Source organism: Teichococcus wenyumeiae (assembly GCF_003696345.1).
Classification (GTDB): Bacteria; Pseudomonadota; Alphaproteobacteria; order Acetobacterales; family Acetobacteraceae; genus Pseudoroseomonas; species Pseudoroseomonas wenyumeiae.
In genome coordinates this window covers 17,399-32,095 of sequence record NZ_RFLX01000007.1, presented here as the reverse complement: position 1 = coordinate 32,095, position 14,697 = coordinate 17,399, and the positions used below count along the sequence as shown (strand labels likewise).

The window sequence follows — 14,697 nt, the reverse complement described above, 5'->3', positions numbered from 1 at the left end:
TCAGCGGCTCCCGCCCTCCGGCAGGTGCACCGCCAGCCAGAGTGTCTCGTCTTCGGTCCAGGCGACGCGGTGGCGGCAATGGGCGGGCAGGACGGCGTAGTCGCCGGGGGAAAGGTGCATCACCGTGCCGTCCGGGAATTCCAGCGCGGCGCCGCCGGAGACCAGCAGCACGAATTCGTCCTGTGGCTGGTCGTACCAGAAGTCGGGTGGGCTGGCGGCGGCGCGGGAGAGGATGCGTTCCACCACCGCGCCACCCGCCGCCAGCAATTCCGTGAAGCTTTCCTCGCCCGGTGCCGGGCGCGGACCTTCGCCCAGCCGGCCGAACCGGGCGGCTGTCACGCCGGCTCCAGCGCCCGCAGCACGGCGGCGGCGGCAGCGGCGCTGGGCAGGCCCTCGGCCGGGCGCAGCATGTGGAAGACGGTGGCGAAGCCTTCCCGCTGCGCGGCGGCGGCGGCGGGGTCGGTCAGCAGGCGCACCAGTTCCGCGCTCAGCTTTTCCGGCGTGCAATCCTCCTGCACCAGTTCCGGGATGATGCGGCGTTCCGCCAGCAGGTTGACGATGCTGATATGCGGCACCTTCACCAGCCGGCGCGCGATGATGGCGGTGAGGGGGTTCACCCGGTAGCCCACCACCATCGGCACCCCCGCCAGCGCCACTTCCAGCGAGGAGGTGCCGGACTTGATCAGCCCGGCGGCAGCGGCGGCGAAGGCGTCGTATTTCTCCTGCACGTCCTGCACCAGGATCGGCGCGGGATGCCAATGGGCGGCTGTGGCGCGCACCGCTTCCTCCACCGGGCCGGCCAGCGGCACCACGGGGCGCAGCTTCGGCATCTGCTGCGCCGCCAGTTTCAGCGCCGCTCCAAAGGTGGGCAGCAGGCGCCCGACCTCGCTGCGGCGGCTGCCGGGCATCACCAGCACCACGCGCTCATCGGGCGCGATGTTGTGCTTCGCGCGGAAGCGGGCGGCATCGCCCTGGTCCGCGCCAGATTCCAGGATGGAATGGCCGACGAAATCGACTGGAATGCCGGCCTTCTCGAAAAACGGCGCCTCGAAGGGCAGCAGCGCCAGGATGCGGTCCACTTCCTTGGCGATGCGCTTCACCCGCCCCGGGCGCCAGGCCCAGACCTGCGGCGCGACATAGTGCAGCACGCGGAAGCCGCGCGGCCGCACCCGCGCCGCGATGCGCAGCCCGAAGCCCGGGCTGTCGATGGTGACGACTACGCCAGGCCTGCGCGCGAGGATATCTGCCGTCGTCTCATCCAGCCGGCGGGACAGGCGGCGGATATTCGGCAGCACTTCCGCCAGCCCCATCACCGCCAGTTCCCGCATGGGAAAGAGGCTGGAAAAGCCCTGTTCCGCCATGCGGTCTCCGCCAACGCCGGCGAAGGTGAGATCCGGCCGCGCCGCCCGCAGCGCCGCGATCAGCCGCGCGCCCAGCAGGTCGCCGGAAGCCTCGCCGGCAATTAGGTAGATGAGGGTCATGCCGGCGCCGTCGCCTTGGGCCGGCTGAAGGATTGCTTGGGCCAGTCACGATGGTTGAAGACCGCGCCTTCCCGGCGGACGGCCTCGATGCGCGCGGGGTCGAGGTCGGCGAAGACCCATTGCGGCATGTCCAGCGCCCCGCGCGCCAGCACGCCATCTTCCGGGAAGCCGCGGTCGATCGGGCCGAAGACGGCGGCATGGCCCCGGTTCACGTCCAGCGCGGCCGACCAGGGCGCGACGCCGACGGTGGGCGTGATGGCGACGAAGCACTGGTTCTCCACCGCCCGCGCGGCGGCGGAAACGCGGACGCGGTTGAAGCCATGCATGGTGTCGGTGCAGGAGGGCGCCAGGATCAGCCAGGCCCCGGCTTCCACCTGGGAGCGGACATGCTTGGGAAATTCCACGTCGTAGCAGATGGAAATGCCGATCAGCCCCCAGGGCGTCTGGAACACCGCCGGGCCGCTGCCGGCGGAGACACCCCAGCGCTCACGCTCGAAGCGTGTCATGGCATGCTTGTCCTGGGTTGCGAGGCGGCCATCAGGCGCGATCAGCGGCGCGCGGTTGCGGATCAGCCCATCCGCGTCCCGCACCGGCATGGTGCCGGGCAGCAGCCAGAGGCCGGCGCGGCGGGCGGCGGCGCGCATGGCTTCCAGGATGGCGGGCGCGGCTTCCACCATCGCCGCCAGTTCCGTTGCCTCATCCGCCACGTCGGAGCCGGTGAGGGCGGCGCCCAGTTCCACGCAGGCATATTCCGGCAGCACCGCCAGTTCCGCGCCGCTGGCTTTCGCTTCCGCCAGCCAGCGGTCCAGCTTGGCCCCGAAGGCGGCGATGCCCTCAGGCCGTTCCACCGGATATTGCAGCAGGGCAAGGCGCAGGGCGGTCATGGCAGGCGGCGCTCCCAGAAATCGAGGGTATGCGGCGTCTCCTCCGTGGCGCCGATCTCGCGCCAGCTCAGGGTGCAAGAGAGGCCGGGGCAGGGCGTGTAGCCGCGCTTGCGCCAGAAGGCATCCAGCGGCGCGTAGCCGGCGGGGCGGCGCGGGTCCCGGCTGTCCCGCCGCACGCCGCAGAAGGTGGCGCGGCGCAGGCCGAGGGAGAGCGCATGTTCCTCCCGCAAGGTGAAGAAGCGCACGCCGGCGCCCTGGCCACGCCATTCGGGCAGCAGCAGGCTTTCGCCGAAATAGCAGTATTCCGCAGGGTCCCGCCCGGCGGCGAGGAAGGCTTCGCGCACCTCTTCATGGGTCTGCGTCATGGGTTCGCAGGTGGCGGCGCCCACCGGGGTCTCGCCATCGAAGGCCACGAAGGCGGCGGCGCCTTCGCCTTCCGCATAGGCGCGCAGGTAGCGGGCCTCGTAGGCTTCATCGCCTTCGTAGAGGTAGGGCCATTCGCGGAAGACGGCGATGCGCAGCCGCGCCAGCGCCGGCAGCCAGGGATGCAGCGCGGGGCCGCGCAGGGTTTCGAAGCGGAGGGCCATGGGGCCGGCATACAACCAAAGCCCCGCAGCGGCTATTCCGCGTAGATCATCTTGCGGGTCATGCCGCCGTCGCTGATGAATTCGGAGCCGGTGACGAAGCCCGCCTCCGGCCCCACCAGCCAGGCCACCAGCGCCGCGATATCCTCCACCCGGCCGACGCGGCCGGCGGGGTGCTGGGCGTGGTCCTCGGGGCGCAGATCCTCCCCGGCCACGTCGATCCAGCCGGGGCTGACGCAGTTCACCCGAATGTCCGGCCCCAGGCTGACGGCCAGGGCATGGGTCAGCGCCAGCAGCCCGCCCTTGCTGGCGGAATAGGATTCCGTGTCGGGCTCCGACATATGCGCGCGGGTGGAGGCGATGGTGACGATGGCGCCGCGCCCGGAAGCCCGCAGCAGCTTCGCCCCCGCCCGTGCCAGCAGGAAGGTGCTGGTCAGGTTGGTGCCCAGCACGCGCTGCCATTCCGCCAGGGAGAGTTCCTCCACCGGCTTGCGCACCATGATGCCGGCATTGCAGACCATGGCATCCAGCCGCCCCTCCCGCGCCGCGATGCCGTCCAGCAGCGCGGCCACGGCGGCTTCCTCGGCGATATCGGCCACCACATGGCGGCCGGGGGCACCGGGCGCCGGCTTCAGGTCGGCCGTCACCACGCGCCAGCCCTTGCCGGCCAGATGCGTTGCGATGCCGGCGCCGATGCCATGCGCGCCGCCGGTGACCAGCGCGACGGGGGAGGAGTCACTCATGCGTTGTTCCTGGCTTCAACTGGGCGGCAGCACGCCGTCCTTGCCGACATTGATGGACGCGGCGGCGATGCTGCCATCCGCCGCGCGGGTGCCGTTGAGGATGATCTCGGTGCCCGGCGCCAGCATGTCGCGGCTGGCGGGGGTGAAGGTGAGGATGGAGGCATCCTCCGGCACCAGGATGCGCTGCTCACCATCCTTGTAGCGCACGGTCAGCACCACATCCTGGCCGCTGCCGACACGGCCGACGGTGCCGTTCGTCATGCTGCCCACGGTGCCGTTGGTCATGGTGCTGCCTTCGCCCATGACCCAAGGGTAGTGCCCTTCGCCCACGCCGCGCGAGGAAGCGGGGAAGACCACCACCTGCATCGCCCGCAGCACGCCATCGGGCTGCGACATCGCCGCCACGCCGATATAGCTATCCTCCCGGATGTCGGAGAGCTTCACCGGCATCATCTCGGTCACGCGCAGGTTGGCCGGCAGGGTGGCGCTGGCCTTGCCGCCGTCGCGCAGCGTCATGTCCAGCTTGTCGGCGGCAATGCTGTCGATGCGCCCGCGCAGCCGCACGCGCTGCGGTGCTGGCGCCTGGGCCGTGGCGAGTCCCGCTTGCAGCGAAAGCCCGCCCGTGAGGGCGAGAAGCATGCGTCGTTTCATGGGCGGGTTCCTTCCCGAAGGGCCATCAGCGGCCCTGCGGGAAAGATGAGACGCCCGGAGCGCGGGGGAAGGCTCCCTTCCGGTGACAAATGCGTAGCCTTTCCCCCCTGTCACATCACCGGCGCGTAGCGGGCCACCTCGATGAAGATGTCGCGTACCGCGTCCGAGATGGTTTTGTTCAAGGCTTCGTGGCGGGAGACGGCCTCGATGCGCGGCTGGGCCCGCTCCAGCTCGCCCGGCGCCAGCAGCAGCGGGAAGAGGCCGGCGGCGCGGGTCAGGCCGATCAGCAGGGAATCCCGGGCGGAAGGCGGGCCATCCTCGAAGATGATGCTCATCAGCCGCGCCTTCACCTCCCGTTCCTCCTTGTCCGAGATGACGGGGTAGCGGCGCTCGGAGAAGAACCAGAGGAAGCGGCCTTCCTCGGATTTCAGGATGCCCCGCTGCACCAGCCGCTCGAAATAGGCGTTGCGGTAGGTCTCGACATCGCCAGCAAGCGTTTCCACCCACCAGCGGCTGTCGCGCGGCTCACGCTCCGCCGCGATGCGTGCCAGCACGCCATCCAGCACCGCGTCGCCGGTGGGGGCGGCGCTCTTCACGCGCAGGCGCGGCGGGTCGGTGTCGATGCGCTCTTCTAGCGCCAGCTCCGCCAGCATGGCGCCGATCAGCGCGTAATCACCGGCCGGGGTGGCACGGTCAGTCAGGCGCCCACTTTCATCGTCCAGCATCAGCAGGAGGAGTTCCTCCGGCATGGTCAGTGACATGGTGGCGTCTCCTTTGGCGAAGTCCCCGCCTCAGGGCAGGGTCCTTGTGCCGGCAACGCCCCCTGACGCTGCCGGTTGCCGCCAGCCGAGACTCAGCCGTAACTAACTGGCGCGCGCCGCCTGCACGAAGGCGGCCAGCCCGTCCTCCACCACCGCGCGCGGCAGGTCCCGCAGGATGAAGACGATGCGGGACCGACGCGGCTCACCCTCCGGCCAGCCGGACAGCAGGGTGGGGCTGTGCCAGACATGCTGCACGCCGTGGATGGCCACCGGCTTCTCCTGCCCCTCCAGGTCCAGGATGCCCTTCACCCGCAGCACGGAGGCACCGCGCGTCGCCGTCAGCATCTCCAGCCAGGTAGCCAGGCCCTGCCAGGGCAAGGGGCGGTCGAAGGTCAGGCAGAAGGCCTCGATGCTGGCATCGTGGCGGTTGGGATCATGGTGGTGGTGGTGATGGTGGTGCCCGTTCCAGGCCGAGGCGTCGAGCCAGCCGCGCACGGCCTCGCCATGGTCGGCGGGGTCGAAGCGGCCCTCGCCCAGCAGGGCTTCCACCGGCGCCGCGCCATTCGCCGCCAACACCGGCACCGCGCCGGGGTTGAGCTGCGCCAGCCGGGCCAGCAGGGCCTCCAGCATGGCGGCATCGGCGAGGTCGGGCTTGCTGACCAGCAGCCGGTCGGCCACTGCCACCTGCCGCACTGCTTCCGACTGGCTGTCCAGCGTGGCGAGGCCATTGGCGGCATCCACCAGCGTCACGACGCCCGCCAGGGTGAAGTGGCGCCCGATGGCCGGGTCCGCCAGCAGGGTCTGCAGGATGGGTACGGGGTCGGCGAGGCCGGTGGTTTCCAGCACCACGCGCCGCACCTCCTGGCCTGCTTCCACCCGCGCCGCCAGCCGTTGCAGCGCCGCCGAAAGGTCGCCGCGGATGGTGCAGCAGAGGCAGCCGGCCTGGAGCAGGATGGCATCCTCCTCCAACGCCTCCACCAGCAGGTGGTCGAGGCCGATTTCGCCGAATTCGTTGATCATCACCGCCGTGGCGGCCATCTCCGGCTGGCGCAGCAGGTGGTTCAGCAGCGTGGTCTTGCCGGCGCCCAGGAAGCCCGTCAGCACCGTGACGGGGATGGGGGATTCAATGGCCATGCTTGTGGCCATACAGCGCCTCAGGGTCCGCTTCCGGCGCGGTGATGGCGGTCAGCTCGCCCTCCCGCAGCACCTGGAAGAAGCAGGAGCGGCGGCCGGTATGGCAGGCCACGCCGGTCTGCTCCACCAGGGCCAGGACGGTGTCGCCATCGCAATCCAGCCGCAGGTCCACCAGATATTGCACCTGGCCGGAGGTCTCGCCCTTCCGCCACAGCGCGTTGCGGCTGCGGCTGAAATAGACGACACGTCCGGTGGCGAGGGTTTCCTCCAGCGCCGTGGCATTGGCCCAGGCCATCATCAGCACCTCCCCGGTGCCATGGGCCTGGGCGATGACGGGCACCAGCCCGCGATCGTCGAAGCGGACAGCGGCCAGGAAGCGGGCGCGGGCGGCGGGGTCTGTGACGGCGGTGCCGGTATCGGTGCTGGACATGGTGTTACTATATAACGGTTGGACGGGCAGCGGAGAATGGGCATGGCAGCAGGGCAGGGCAGCACGGGCGAGGCGGCGGAAGCGATGCTGCCGGCATCGGTGCGTCATGCGCTGGAGGTGGCCGATACCCGCTGCGCCCGCGCCGGGGCGCAACTGACGGCGCTGCGGCGGCAGGTGCTGGCCCTGGTGCTGGAAGCTGAGCAGCCGCTGGGCGCCTATGCGCTGCTGGACAAGCTGAAGGCGCAGCGGCCGGGCGCCGCGCCGCCCACGGTGTATCGGGCGCTGGATTTCCTGCTGGAGCAGGGGCTGATCCACAAGGTGGAGCGGCTGAACGCTTTCGTCGGCTGCGTCGAGGCCGGGCATGACCATGACCACCACGGCCACGCGCACCCGCACCAGTTCCTGATCTGCCGCGATTGCGGCCTGACGCTGGAAGTCAGCGACCACGGCGTCGCCCATGCCGTGGCCGAGGCGGCGGCAAAGGCCGGCTTCACCGCCGTTCATGCCACCGTCGAGATCGAGGGCCGCTGCGCCGCCTGCGCCGCCAAGGGCTGAGGCGGCGCAGGCGGTGGCGCCTCAGGCGGCCGGGCGCCGCCGCTGCGTCCGCAGGCGGAAGAGCAGCAGGGAGCGGCCGGTGACGGTGTAGCTCTCGCCGATCTTGAAGGCGGGTTCCTCGTCCTCCTCCTCGCCGACGATGTTGGTATCCAGCAGCCGCACCCAGGCCACGCCCTCAGGCACCGGCGGCAGGATGAATTCCACCGCCTCGTGATGCGCGTTCAGGATGGTCAGGATCGTCTCGTCATGCGCGGCGACACGGATGCCGCTTTCCTGCGCGCGGCCGTCCAGCATGCGGGCGAAGCACTTGGTGTTGGGGTCGTTCCAGTCATCCGACTCCATTTCCTCGCCCGAGGGCTTCCACCAGGATAGCGCCTTGCTGCCGCTGGCCTCATGGAAATCGCCGGACAGGAAGCGGCCACGGCGCAGGATGGGGAAGCGCGCCCGCAGCGTCGCCAGCTTCTGGGTGAAGGCAACCAGCCGCTCGCCCTTGTCCTTCCAGTCCCAGTCCAGCCAGGAGATCTCGTTGTCCTGGCAATAGGCATTGTTGTTGCCCTGCTGGGTGCGGCCGAACTCGTCGCCCGCCAGCAGCATCGGCGTGCCCTGGGAGAGATACAGGGTGCCGAGCATGTTGCGGATCTGCCGCTCCCGCACCTCGTTGATCTCGGGGTCGTCGGTCGGGCCCTCGACGCCGTAGTTGAAGGAACGGTTGTGGGAATGGCCGTCCCGGTTCTCCTCGCCATTCGCCTCGTTGTGCTTCTCGTTGTAGCTGACGAGGTCGTTCAGCGTGAAACCGTCATGGGCGGCCAGGAAGTTCACGCTGGCCCAGGGCTTGCGGCCGTTGTGGTCGAAGAGGTCGGCGGAGCCGGAGAGGCGGTTGCCGAGATCGGCGGCCGCGCCTTCCTCGCCCACCCAGAAGCCGCGCACGGTGTCGCGGTACTTGTCGTTCCATTCCGCCCAGCCCGGCGCGAAATTGCCGACCTGGTAGCCGCCAGGGCCAATATCCCAGGGCTCGGCGATCAGCTTCACATCCGACAGCACCGGGTCCTGCATGCAGGCCTTCAGGAAGGCGGACTGGGTGTCGAAGCCGCCCGGCTCGCGCGCCAGGATGGTGCCGAGGTCGAAGCGGAAGCCATCGACATGCATCTCGTTGACCCAGTAGCGCAGGCTGTCCATCACCATCTGCAGCACATGGGCATTGGAAAGATTGACGGTGTTCCCGGTGCCGGTGTCGTTGATGTAGTAGCGCTTCTGGTCCGGCAGCAGGCGGTAGTAGCTGGCGTTGTCGATGCCCTTGAAGGAGAGCGTGGCGCCGCGCTCATTGCCCTCGGCCGTGTGGTTGTAGACCACGTCCATGATGACCTCGAGCCCGGCATCATGCAGGCGCGCCACCATTTCCTTGAACTCGGCGAAGGCGAAATCCGGCGTGCGCGCATAGCGCCGCGCGGGGGCGAAGAAGCCGAGGGAGTTATAGCCCCAGTAGTTGGTCAGCCCCTTCTGCAGCAGGTAGTCGTCGTTCAGGAAGAACTGGATCGGCAGCAGCTCCACCGATGTCACGCCGAGCGACTTGATGTGCTTGATGACATCTTGGTGCGCCAGCCCGGCATAGGTGCCGCGCATCTCCTCCGGCACCACCGGGTTCAGCTTGGTGGCGCCCTTCACATGCGTCTCGTAGAAGAGCGTCCGCTCCCAGGGGATGCGCAGGCGGCGGTCGTTGCCCCAGGTGAAGGCGGGGTCCACCACGCGGCACTTGGGCATGAAGCGGGCGCTGTCGCGCTCGTCGAAGGAGAGGTCCTCGTCCTTGTGGCCGATCGTGTAGCCGAACAGGGCGTGGTCCCACTTCAGGTCGCCCACATGGCTCAGCGCGTAAGGGTCCAGCAGCAGCTTGTTGGGGTTGAAGCGGTGCCCTTCCTCCGGCGCATAGGGGCCATGGACACGGTAGGCATAGATCGTGCCGGGGCGCGCGTCCGGCAGGAAGCCGTGGAAGACCTCGTTGGTGTATTCCGGCAGCTCGATCCGCTCCAGCTCCGTCTCTCCAGAGGAGTCGAAGAGGCAGAGCTCGACCTTGGTGGCATTGGCGGAGAAGAGGGCGAAATTGACGCCCAGGCCGGTCCAGGTGGCGCCCAGGGGGTTCGGGCGGCCTTGCATGACGCGAGACTGATTGATCGACGGGGGCACGGGAGAATTCCTGGCTGAGAGGGCATCCCTTAACCCTGCCAGGTCTCGCCAAGTTGCGAGGTTCAAGCCGCAATTTTAACAAAGTGGTGCCGGGCGGGGCTGGGCATGCCCCGCCCGGGAAGCCTCAGCGTGGCAGTGTGGCCAGTGCGCTGTCCAGGTCCGCGATCAGGTCGGCGGTATCCTCCAGGCCGATATGGAAGCGCACGGCCGGCCCGCCCAGCAGCTCGGTGCTGGTGGCGGTGCGGGTGATGTAGCCGGTGGTGGGCAGCGCCAGGCTTTCGTACCCGCCCCAGGAGGCGCCGATGCCGAACAGCTTCAGCCCATCCACCATGGCATCGAGCTGCGCGGCGCTGTAGCGCGGCTGGAACACCACGCCGAAGAGGGAGCAGGCGCCGGTGAAGTCCCGCTTCCACAGCGCATGCTGCGGGTGGCTGGGCAGGGCGGGGTGCAGCACGCGGAGCACTTCCGGCCGCCCCTCGAACCAGCGGGCCACCTCCAGCCCAGCGGCTTCCTGGTGCTTCAGCCGCACCGCCATGGTGCGCAGCCCGCGCAGCGCCAGCCAGCAGTCGTCCGGGCTGGCGTAATGGCCCATGAAGCGGCCGGCGCCGGCGATGATGCGCCAGTCTTCCTCGGAATTCACCGTCACGCTGCCCAGCAGCACGTCGGAATGGCCGCCGACATACTTGGTCAGCGCCTGGATCGAGACATCGACGCCGTGCTGGAAGGGCTGGAAGTGATGGATGCCCCAGGTGTTGTCCATCAGCACCTTGGCGCCGCCGGCATGGGCCACGGCGGCCAGGGCCGGGATGTCCTGCATCTCGAAGGTGTGGCTGCCGGGGCTCTCGGTATAGAGCACCTTGGTGTTGGGGCGCATCAGCGCCTTCAGGCCCTCGGCATCGATGCCAGGGTCGTAATAGGTGGTCTCGATGCCCCAGCCGGCCATCAGCCCATCGGCCAGGCGGCGGGTCGGGCCATAGGCGCTGTCGGGGATCAGGCAGTGGTCGCCGGCCTTCAGATAGGCCAGCAGCGGCACCGCGCAGGCGGCGAGGCCGGTGCCGACGATCAGGCAGCGCGTGCCGCCCTCCACCTCGGCGATGGCATCCTCCAGCGCGAAATGCGTGGGCCCACCGGAGGTGCCATAGGTCAGCGCGTGCTTCTCGAAGCCCGCCGCGTTGATGCTGCCGCGCGCCTCGCAGGAGGGATAGAGCACGGTGGAGCCGCGATGCACGGCGCCATTGACGAAGCCGTGGTTGCGGACACCGGGGCGGCTGACATGCGTGACCTGGGTGCCGAAGCCGCGCCGGGTCTTGGAATGGAGATCGTCAGGCATCAGGCGGATGTCTCTTTCGCGGTTTCGGGCCGGGCGGCCCATTCGGTCCAGGAACCGTCATAGACGGCAGGCTCGGGCAGGCCGGCATGCACCAGCCCCAGGGCGACGACGCAGGCGGTGATGCCCGTGCCGCAGGAGGTGATCAGCGGCTTGGAGCCATCCACGCCCGCCTTGGCGAAGAGCGCGCGCAACTGCTCCGGCGGCAGCATGGTCTGGTCGGGCGCCAGCAGGGCGGTGGCGGGCACGCTGCAGGCGCCGGGCATGTGGCCGGAAGGCAGACCCGGCCGCGGCTCCGGCGCCGTGCCGTCGAAGCGCCCGGTGCTGCGTGCGTCGATGATCTGGGCCGAGCGGTCGGCCACCACGCGCTTCACGTCGCCGATGCCGGCCAGGCGGCGGGCCACGAAATCGGCCCAGAAGTGCCGCGGCGCGGGGGCAGGGGCCTCGCCGCTCTCCAGCGGGGCGCCGGCCTCGCGCCACTTCGGCAACCCGCCATCCAGCACCGCCACCTTCTCATGCCCGAAGAGCCGCAGCAGCCACCAGCCGCGCGCGGCCGAGAAGAGGCCCTTCTGGTCGTAGAACACGACGCGGCTGTCATTGCCGATGCCGAGCTGGCCCAGCAGCCGCTCGGCGCGGCCAGGGGTGGGGGCCATGTGCGGCAGGTTGGTCTCGGGGTCCGCGACCTCGTTGACATCGAAGAAGCGGGCGCCGGGGACATGCGCCTGCGCGAACAGCGCGCGGGCATCCTGCGGCTCGTTCGGCAGGTAGTAGGTGGCATCGAAGACCACCAGATCGGGGGCGCCGATCTCGCCCCGCAGCCATTCGGCGGAAACCAGTTCCTGCATCGCGCTCAATCCTCCAGCACCAGATAGACCCGCCGGTTCTGCTTGCCCTTGTTCTCGAGCTTGGTGACGGTGACGGTGCCGATCTCGCCCGTCGCGCGCACATGCGTACCGCCGCAGGGCTGCAGGTCCACCGGCGCCTCACCCTCGCCGATCCGCACCAGCCGCACCACCCCCGCGCCGCGCGGCGGCTTCACGGAGAGGGTGCGGACCAGGCCGGGGTTGGTATCCAGCTCCGCCTCGTCCACCCAGCTTTCGGTCACGGGGTGGTTGGCGGCGACCAGGGCGCGCAGGCCCTCGGTCAGCGCCTCCTTGGTCGGCGGCTCCGGCAGGTCGAAATCGAGGCGGGAACGGTCGGCGCCGATCTGCCCGCCGGTGACGCCGGCGCCGGGGATCAGGCTGCACAGCAGATGCAGCGAGGTATGCATGCGCATCAGCCGGTGGCGGCGCGGCCAGTCCAGCGCCATGCGGACGGTGGCGCCGACGGGCGGCAGGCTGGCGCCCTCGGCCGGCAGGTGCAGCACCGTGCCGTTCTCGCCCTTCAGCGCTTCCGACACCGCCATCTCGCCGCCATCCCAGCGCAGCGTGCCGGCATCGCCGGGCTGGCCGCCGGCGCGGGCGTAGAAGAGGGTGCGGTCCAGCACCACGCCTTCCGGCGCGGCGGACACCACGCGGGCCTCGGCCTCGGTCGCGTAGGCGTCGGTGCGGTACAATAACTCGGTGCTCATGCCGTCCATTCCTGCCGCAGGCGCGGGGCGTTCAGCTGCAACCAGAGCAGGCTGATGGCGCCACAGGCATTGCGGATCTCGTTGCGCGCCATCATGCCGAAGGCCTCATCGGCCCCCAGCACCAGGACGCGGGTTTCCTCGCTTTCGCTCTCCAGGCCCAGGATAGAGCCCTCGCCGGGTTCGGGAAGCCGCACGCGGGCGGCAAAGAAATGCACCCGCTCATCCGTCGCGCCCTGGGCCAGCATGTAGCTGCCCATGCCGGCCAGGATATCGGCCTCCAGCCCCGCTTCCTCCCGCAATTCCCGCAGGCCGCAGGCGCCGGGGTCCTCGCCCGGTTCCAGCAGCCCGGCGGGCACTTCGCGCGAGATCGGGTGCTCGCCCGCCGCCAGCATGGGCAGGCGGAACTGCTCGATCATGGCGATGCGGTGGTTCCAGGGGTCGTAGGGCAGGATGGCCACGGCATCGCCGCGCCGCCACATCTCCCAGTTCAGGGGGGCGGAGAGCGTTCCGTCGAAGCGGCGGTAGCGGAAGCGCACCTTCTGCAGCGGAAAGCGGCCTTCCCAGACCACCTCGTCGCTTTCCGGCACATAAAGCGGATGCGGCGGCACCACCGGGGCCTTTGCCGGTCTGGCCTTCATGCGGCCGCGGCCGTAACGTCGCGGCGGAATCTCCTGAACATGCAGCCAGCCATCCTTTCAAACCCTGCCTCCGCCGCCGCATCCGAAGACGAGCGCCGCGCGGCGGAGCGCAGCGCGCAGGCCGCGCGCCGCCGCTCCATTCTCTGCGTTCTGGGCGCCGCCGCAACCTTCGCCGTGGCCGCGGCCTGCGTGAAGGCGCTGCACGGCAGCGTGCCGGTGATGCAGGTGATCTTCTTCCGCAACCTGCTGGCCATCCCGGTGCTGCTGGCGCTGGCCATGGCGGGGGCGCGGCAGGCGGGCGGCCTGATGGCCATGCTCTCCACCAGCCGGCCCTTCGCCCATGTGCAGCGGGTGATCTATGGCCTGATGGGCATGTTCGGCAGCTTCTACGGCTACATCCACCTGCCCATGGCCACCGTCACGGCGCTGGGCTTCACCATGCCCTTCTTCCTGGCCGCGCTCTGCGTGCCGATGCTGGGGGAGAAGTTGAAGCCTTCCCGCCTGCTGCCCATGGTCTTCGGCTTCGCCGGCGTGCTGGTGATGCTGCGGCCCTGGGAAGGCGTCGGCGAGACCGGCCTGCCGCTGGTGCCGGTGCTGGTGGTGCTGATGGGCGCGGTGGGCTGGGCCCTGGCCATGATCACCATCCGCCGTATGGGGGAGAACGGTGAATCCGGCACCACCATCGTGCTCTGGTTCGCCTTCGGCGGCTCGCTGGTGGGGGGGCTGGCGGCGCTGCCGGAATGGATCTGGCCGGAGCCCTGGCAATGGGCGCTGCTGCTGGCTGTGGGCGTCATCTCCGCCTTCGCGCAACTGCTGATGACGGCGGCCTATCGCAGCGGCGAGGCGACGCTGCTGGCGCCCTTCGAATATTCCGGCATTGTCTGGACCACGCTGCTCGGCGCCATGATCTGGGCGGAATGGCCGGACTTCTGGAGCATCGTGGGCATTCTGGCGCTGGTGGGCGCGGGCCTCGGCATGTGGTGGCGAGACACGCGCCCGGTGGCTGCCGGCTAGCAGCCGGCACGGCGGCGGCGCGCCAGGGCGAGCCCGGCCATCCCGGCGCCGAAGAGGGCCAGGGATGCCGGCTCCGGCACCACCTGCGGCAACGTCCGGTACACCACCTGCTGGCCGGCGAAGGTGCAGCCGCCATACCAGCAGCCGCCAACGCCATCGCTGTTGAACATGCCGTTGACGACAGGCGCGCCCGTGAAGGTCAGCCGCATCTCGTCATTGGTGTTGTTGACATAGATGGTGCCGTTCAGCAGGCCATCGGCGGCCGCCGTCAGGTCGAAAAGAAACCTCCCGGCGACCGCGCCGGAGCGAGGCGTCAGGAAGTCATCAAGGTCGTAGGTAAGAACCGGCGGGTACCAGGGGCCGTTGAACAGGCTTACCGACAGGGCCAGCAGCCCGTCGATGCTGGGGGTGGACAGCGGGCTGGCACTGCCCTGGACGCTGAAGCCATTCGCGGCGGCTTCATCGGTGACGACGACCAGCGCGCTGCCGACGAAGCCGACAGTGGGGCCGGAGGCAAAAGGGCTGTCCGGGCTCGTATAGGTCGGCGTGGTCTGCGTGAAGATATAGATGACATCGGCTTCCGCCCGCCCGGCTGCCGCCATGGCAAGGCCTGTGACCAGGGAAAGCGCGGTAAGCAGTTTCATCGGAATGGTGCCTTTCGTTATCGAAACGATAGCGGAAGCAAGCACCGTGCCGATGACAAAATACCTTGATGATGAAGACCTTAGGCTGCCGCCTTCCGGCTGC

At 69.5% G+C, this 14,697-nt stretch carries 17 protein-coding genes; 2 read left to right on the top strand and 15 right to left on the bottom strand.

The features are described 5' to 3' along the window. The 9 genes from EBE87_RS11280 to hisI all read right to left on the bottom strand — a co-directional run bounded on the left by EBE87_RS11280 (position 1) and on the right by hisI (position 6,668). Complete coding sequence (locus tag EBE87_RS11280) at positions 1 to 339, bottom strand: cupin domain-containing protein (RefSeq protein WP_233553246.1); 339 nt, start codon at positions 337 to 339, stop codon at positions 1 to 3. After that, positions 336 to 1,481 (bottom strand): lipid-A-disaccharide synthase, encoded by a 1,146-nt coding sequence (gene lpxB, locus EBE87_RS11275; RefSeq protein WP_120638674.1) that lies wholly within the window; start codon positions 1,479 to 1,481, stop codon positions 336 to 338. Before lpxB ends, EBE87_RS11280 begins: the two co-directional genes overlap by 4 nt. After that, entirely contained in the window at positions 1,478 to 2,365 is an 888-nt protein-coding gene (locus EBE87_RS11270; RefSeq protein ID WP_120638673.1) for a carbon-nitrogen hydrolase family protein, read from the bottom strand. Before EBE87_RS11270 ends, lpxB begins: the two co-directional genes overlap by 4 nt. Continuing rightward, entirely contained in the window at positions 2,362 to 2,952 is a 591-nt protein-coding gene (locus EBE87_RS11265) for a GNAT family N-acetyltransferase (protein ID WP_120638681.1), read from the bottom strand. The genes EBE87_RS11270 and EBE87_RS11265 overlap by 4 nt, the downstream gene beginning before the upstream one ends. 32 nt (positions 2,953 to 2,984) lie before the next feature. Then, the gene (locus EBE87_RS11260) at positions 2,985 to 3,692 is read right to left on the bottom strand and encodes an SDR family oxidoreductase (RefSeq protein ID WP_120638672.1); all 708 of its coding nucleotides are present in this window, start codon (positions 3,690 to 3,692) and stop codon (positions 2,985 to 2,987) included. A gap of 15 nt (positions 3,693 to 3,707) precedes the next feature. Continuing rightward, entirely contained in the window at positions 3,708 to 4,343 is a 636-nt protein-coding gene (locus EBE87_RS11255) for a hypothetical protein (protein WP_147426075.1), read from the bottom strand. 110 nt (positions 4,344 to 4,453) lie between these two features. Then, on the bottom strand, positions 4,454 to 5,104 hold the full coding sequence (locus EBE87_RS11250) for a GOLPH3/VPS74 family protein (RefSeq protein WP_120638670.1): 651 nt from the start codon (positions 5,102 to 5,104) through the stop codon (positions 4,454 to 4,456). A gap of 102 nt (positions 5,105 to 5,206) precedes the next feature. Continuing rightward, positions 5,207 to 6,238, bottom strand: coding sequence for a CobW family GTP-binding protein (locus EBE87_RS11245; RefSeq protein ID WP_233553245.1), 1,032 nt, complete (start codon positions 6,236 to 6,238; stop codon positions 5,207 to 5,209). Further along, positions 6,228 to 6,668: a phosphoribosyl-AMP cyclohydrolase gene (hisI, locus tag EBE87_RS11240; protein ID WP_120638668.1), complete on the bottom strand. Its 441-nt coding sequence runs from the start codon at positions 6,666 to 6,668 to the stop codon at positions 6,228 to 6,230. Before hisI ends, EBE87_RS11245 begins: the two co-directional genes overlap by 11 nt. A 42-nt stretch (positions 6,669 to 6,710) precedes the next feature. Between hisI and EBE87_RS11235 the strand changes: the two genes are divergently transcribed. Then, entirely contained in the window at positions 6,711 to 7,223 is a 513-nt protein-coding gene (locus EBE87_RS11235; RefSeq protein ID WP_199707421.1) for a Fur family transcriptional regulator, read from the top strand. Between the two features lie 21 nt (positions 7,224 to 7,244). On the opposite strand, the gene glgX is transcribed toward EBE87_RS11235, so the two are convergent. The 5 genes from glgX to EBE87_RS11210 form a co-directional block, all read right to left on the bottom strand. Continuing rightward, on the bottom strand, positions 7,245 to 9,371 hold the full coding sequence (gene glgX, locus EBE87_RS11230; RefSeq protein ID WP_199707419.1) for a glycogen debranching protein GlgX: 2,127 nt from the start codon (positions 9,369 to 9,371) through the stop codon (positions 7,245 to 7,247). Between the two features lie 154 nt (positions 9,372 to 9,525). Continuing rightward, entirely contained in the window at positions 9,526 to 10,731 is a 1,206-nt protein-coding gene (metC, locus tag EBE87_RS11225) for a cystathionine beta-lyase (RefSeq protein WP_120638666.1), read from the bottom strand. After that, positions 10,731 to 11,573, bottom strand: coding sequence for a sulfurtransferase (locus tag EBE87_RS11220; RefSeq protein ID WP_120638665.1), 843 nt, complete (start codon positions 11,571 to 11,573; stop codon positions 10,731 to 10,733). The genes metC and EBE87_RS11220 overlap by 1 nt, the downstream gene beginning before the upstream one ends. A 5-nt stretch (positions 11,574 to 11,578) precedes the next feature. Next, complete coding sequence (locus EBE87_RS11215) at positions 11,579 to 12,298, bottom strand: alanyl-tRNA editing protein (protein WP_456316278.1); 720 nt, start codon at positions 12,296 to 12,298, stop codon at positions 11,579 to 11,581. After that, positions 12,295 to 12,936 carry an NUDIX domain-containing protein gene (locus EBE87_RS11210; RefSeq protein ID WP_120638663.1) on the bottom strand — a complete coding sequence of 214 codons (642 nt, stop codon included), beginning with the start codon at positions 12,934 to 12,936 and terminating at the stop codon, positions 12,295 to 12,297. Before EBE87_RS11210 ends, EBE87_RS11215 begins: the two co-directional genes overlap by 4 nt. 39 nt (positions 12,937 to 12,975) lie before the next feature. On the opposite strand from EBE87_RS11210, the gene EBE87_RS11205 reads away from it, so the two are divergent. Next, a complete protein-coding gene (locus EBE87_RS11205) occupies positions 12,976 to 13,950 on the top strand; it encodes a DMT family transporter (protein ID WP_120638662.1) in 975 nt (324 codons plus the stop codon). Here the strand turns inward: EBE87_RS11205 and EBE87_RS29665 are convergent. After that, positions 13,947 to 14,594 (bottom strand): PEP-CTERM sorting domain-containing protein, encoded by a 648-nt coding sequence (locus EBE87_RS29665; protein ID WP_233553244.1) that lies wholly within the window; start codon positions 14,592 to 14,594, stop codon positions 13,947 to 13,949. The genes EBE87_RS11205 and EBE87_RS29665 overlap by 4 nt on opposite strands. Between the last annotated feature and the right edge of the window lie 103 nt (positions 14,595 to 14,697).

Excerpts from the sequence above, each read along its gene's own strand:
- lpxB (WP_120638674.1), bottom strand. The coding sequence starts at position 1,481 with ATGACCCTCATCTACCTAATTGCCGGCGAGGCTTCCGGCGACCTGCTG.
- EBE87_RS11270 (WP_120638673.1), bottom strand. The coding sequence starts at position 2,365 with ATGACCGCCCTGCGCCTTGCCCTGCTGCAATATCCGGTGGAACGGCCT.
- EBE87_RS11265 (WP_120638681.1), bottom strand. The coding sequence starts at position 2,952 with ATGGCCCTCCGCTTCGAAACCCTGCGCGGCCCCGCGCTGCATCCCTGG.
- EBE87_RS11260 (WP_120638672.1), bottom strand. The coding sequence starts at position 3,692 with ATGAGTGACTCCTCCCCCGTCGCGCTGGTCACCGGCGGCGCGCATGGC.
- EBE87_RS11255 (WP_147426075.1), bottom strand. The coding sequence starts at position 4,343 with ATGAAACGACGCATGCTTCTCGCCCTCACGGGCGGGCTTTCGCTGCAA.
- EBE87_RS11250 (WP_120638670.1), bottom strand. The coding sequence starts at position 5,104 with ATGTCACTGACCATGCCGGAGGAACTCCTCCTGCTGATGCTGGACGAT.
- EBE87_RS11245 (WP_233553245.1), bottom strand. The coding sequence starts at position 6,238 with ATGGCCATTGAATCCCCCATCCCCGTCACGGTGCTGACGGGCTTCCTG.
- hisI (WP_120638668.1), bottom strand. The coding sequence starts at position 6,668 with ATGTCCAGCACCGATACCGGCACCGCCGTCACAGACCCCGCCGCCCGC.
- EBE87_RS11235 (WP_199707421.1), top strand. The coding sequence starts at position 6,711 with ATGGCAGCAGGGCAGGGCAGCACGGGCGAGGCGGCGGAAGCGATGCTG.
- glgX (WP_199707419.1), bottom strand. The coding sequence starts at position 9,371 with ATGCAAGGCCGCCCGAACCCCCTGGGCGCCACCTGGACCGGCCTGGGC.
- metC (WP_120638666.1), bottom strand. The coding sequence starts at position 10,731 with ATGCCTGACGATCTCCATTCCAAGACCCGGCGCGGCTTCGGCACCCAG.
- EBE87_RS11220 (WP_120638665.1), bottom strand. The coding sequence starts at position 11,573 with ATGCAGGAACTGGTTTCCGCCGAATGGCTGCGGGGCGAGATCGGCGCC.
- EBE87_RS11215 (WP_456316278.1), bottom strand. The coding sequence starts at position 12,298 with ATGAGCACCGAGTTATTGTACCGCACCGACGCCTACGCGACCGAGGCC.
- EBE87_RS11210 (WP_120638663.1), bottom strand. The coding sequence starts at position 12,936 with ATGAAGGCCAGACCGGCAAAGGCCCCGGTGGTGCCGCCGCATCCGCTT.
- EBE87_RS11205 (WP_120638662.1), top strand. The coding sequence starts at position 12,976 with ATGCAGCCAGCCATCCTTTCAAACCCTGCCTCCGCCGCCGCATCCGAA.
- EBE87_RS29665 (WP_233553244.1), bottom strand. The coding sequence starts at position 14,594 with ATGAAACTGCTTACCGCGCTTTCCCTGGTCACAGGCCTTGCCATGGCG.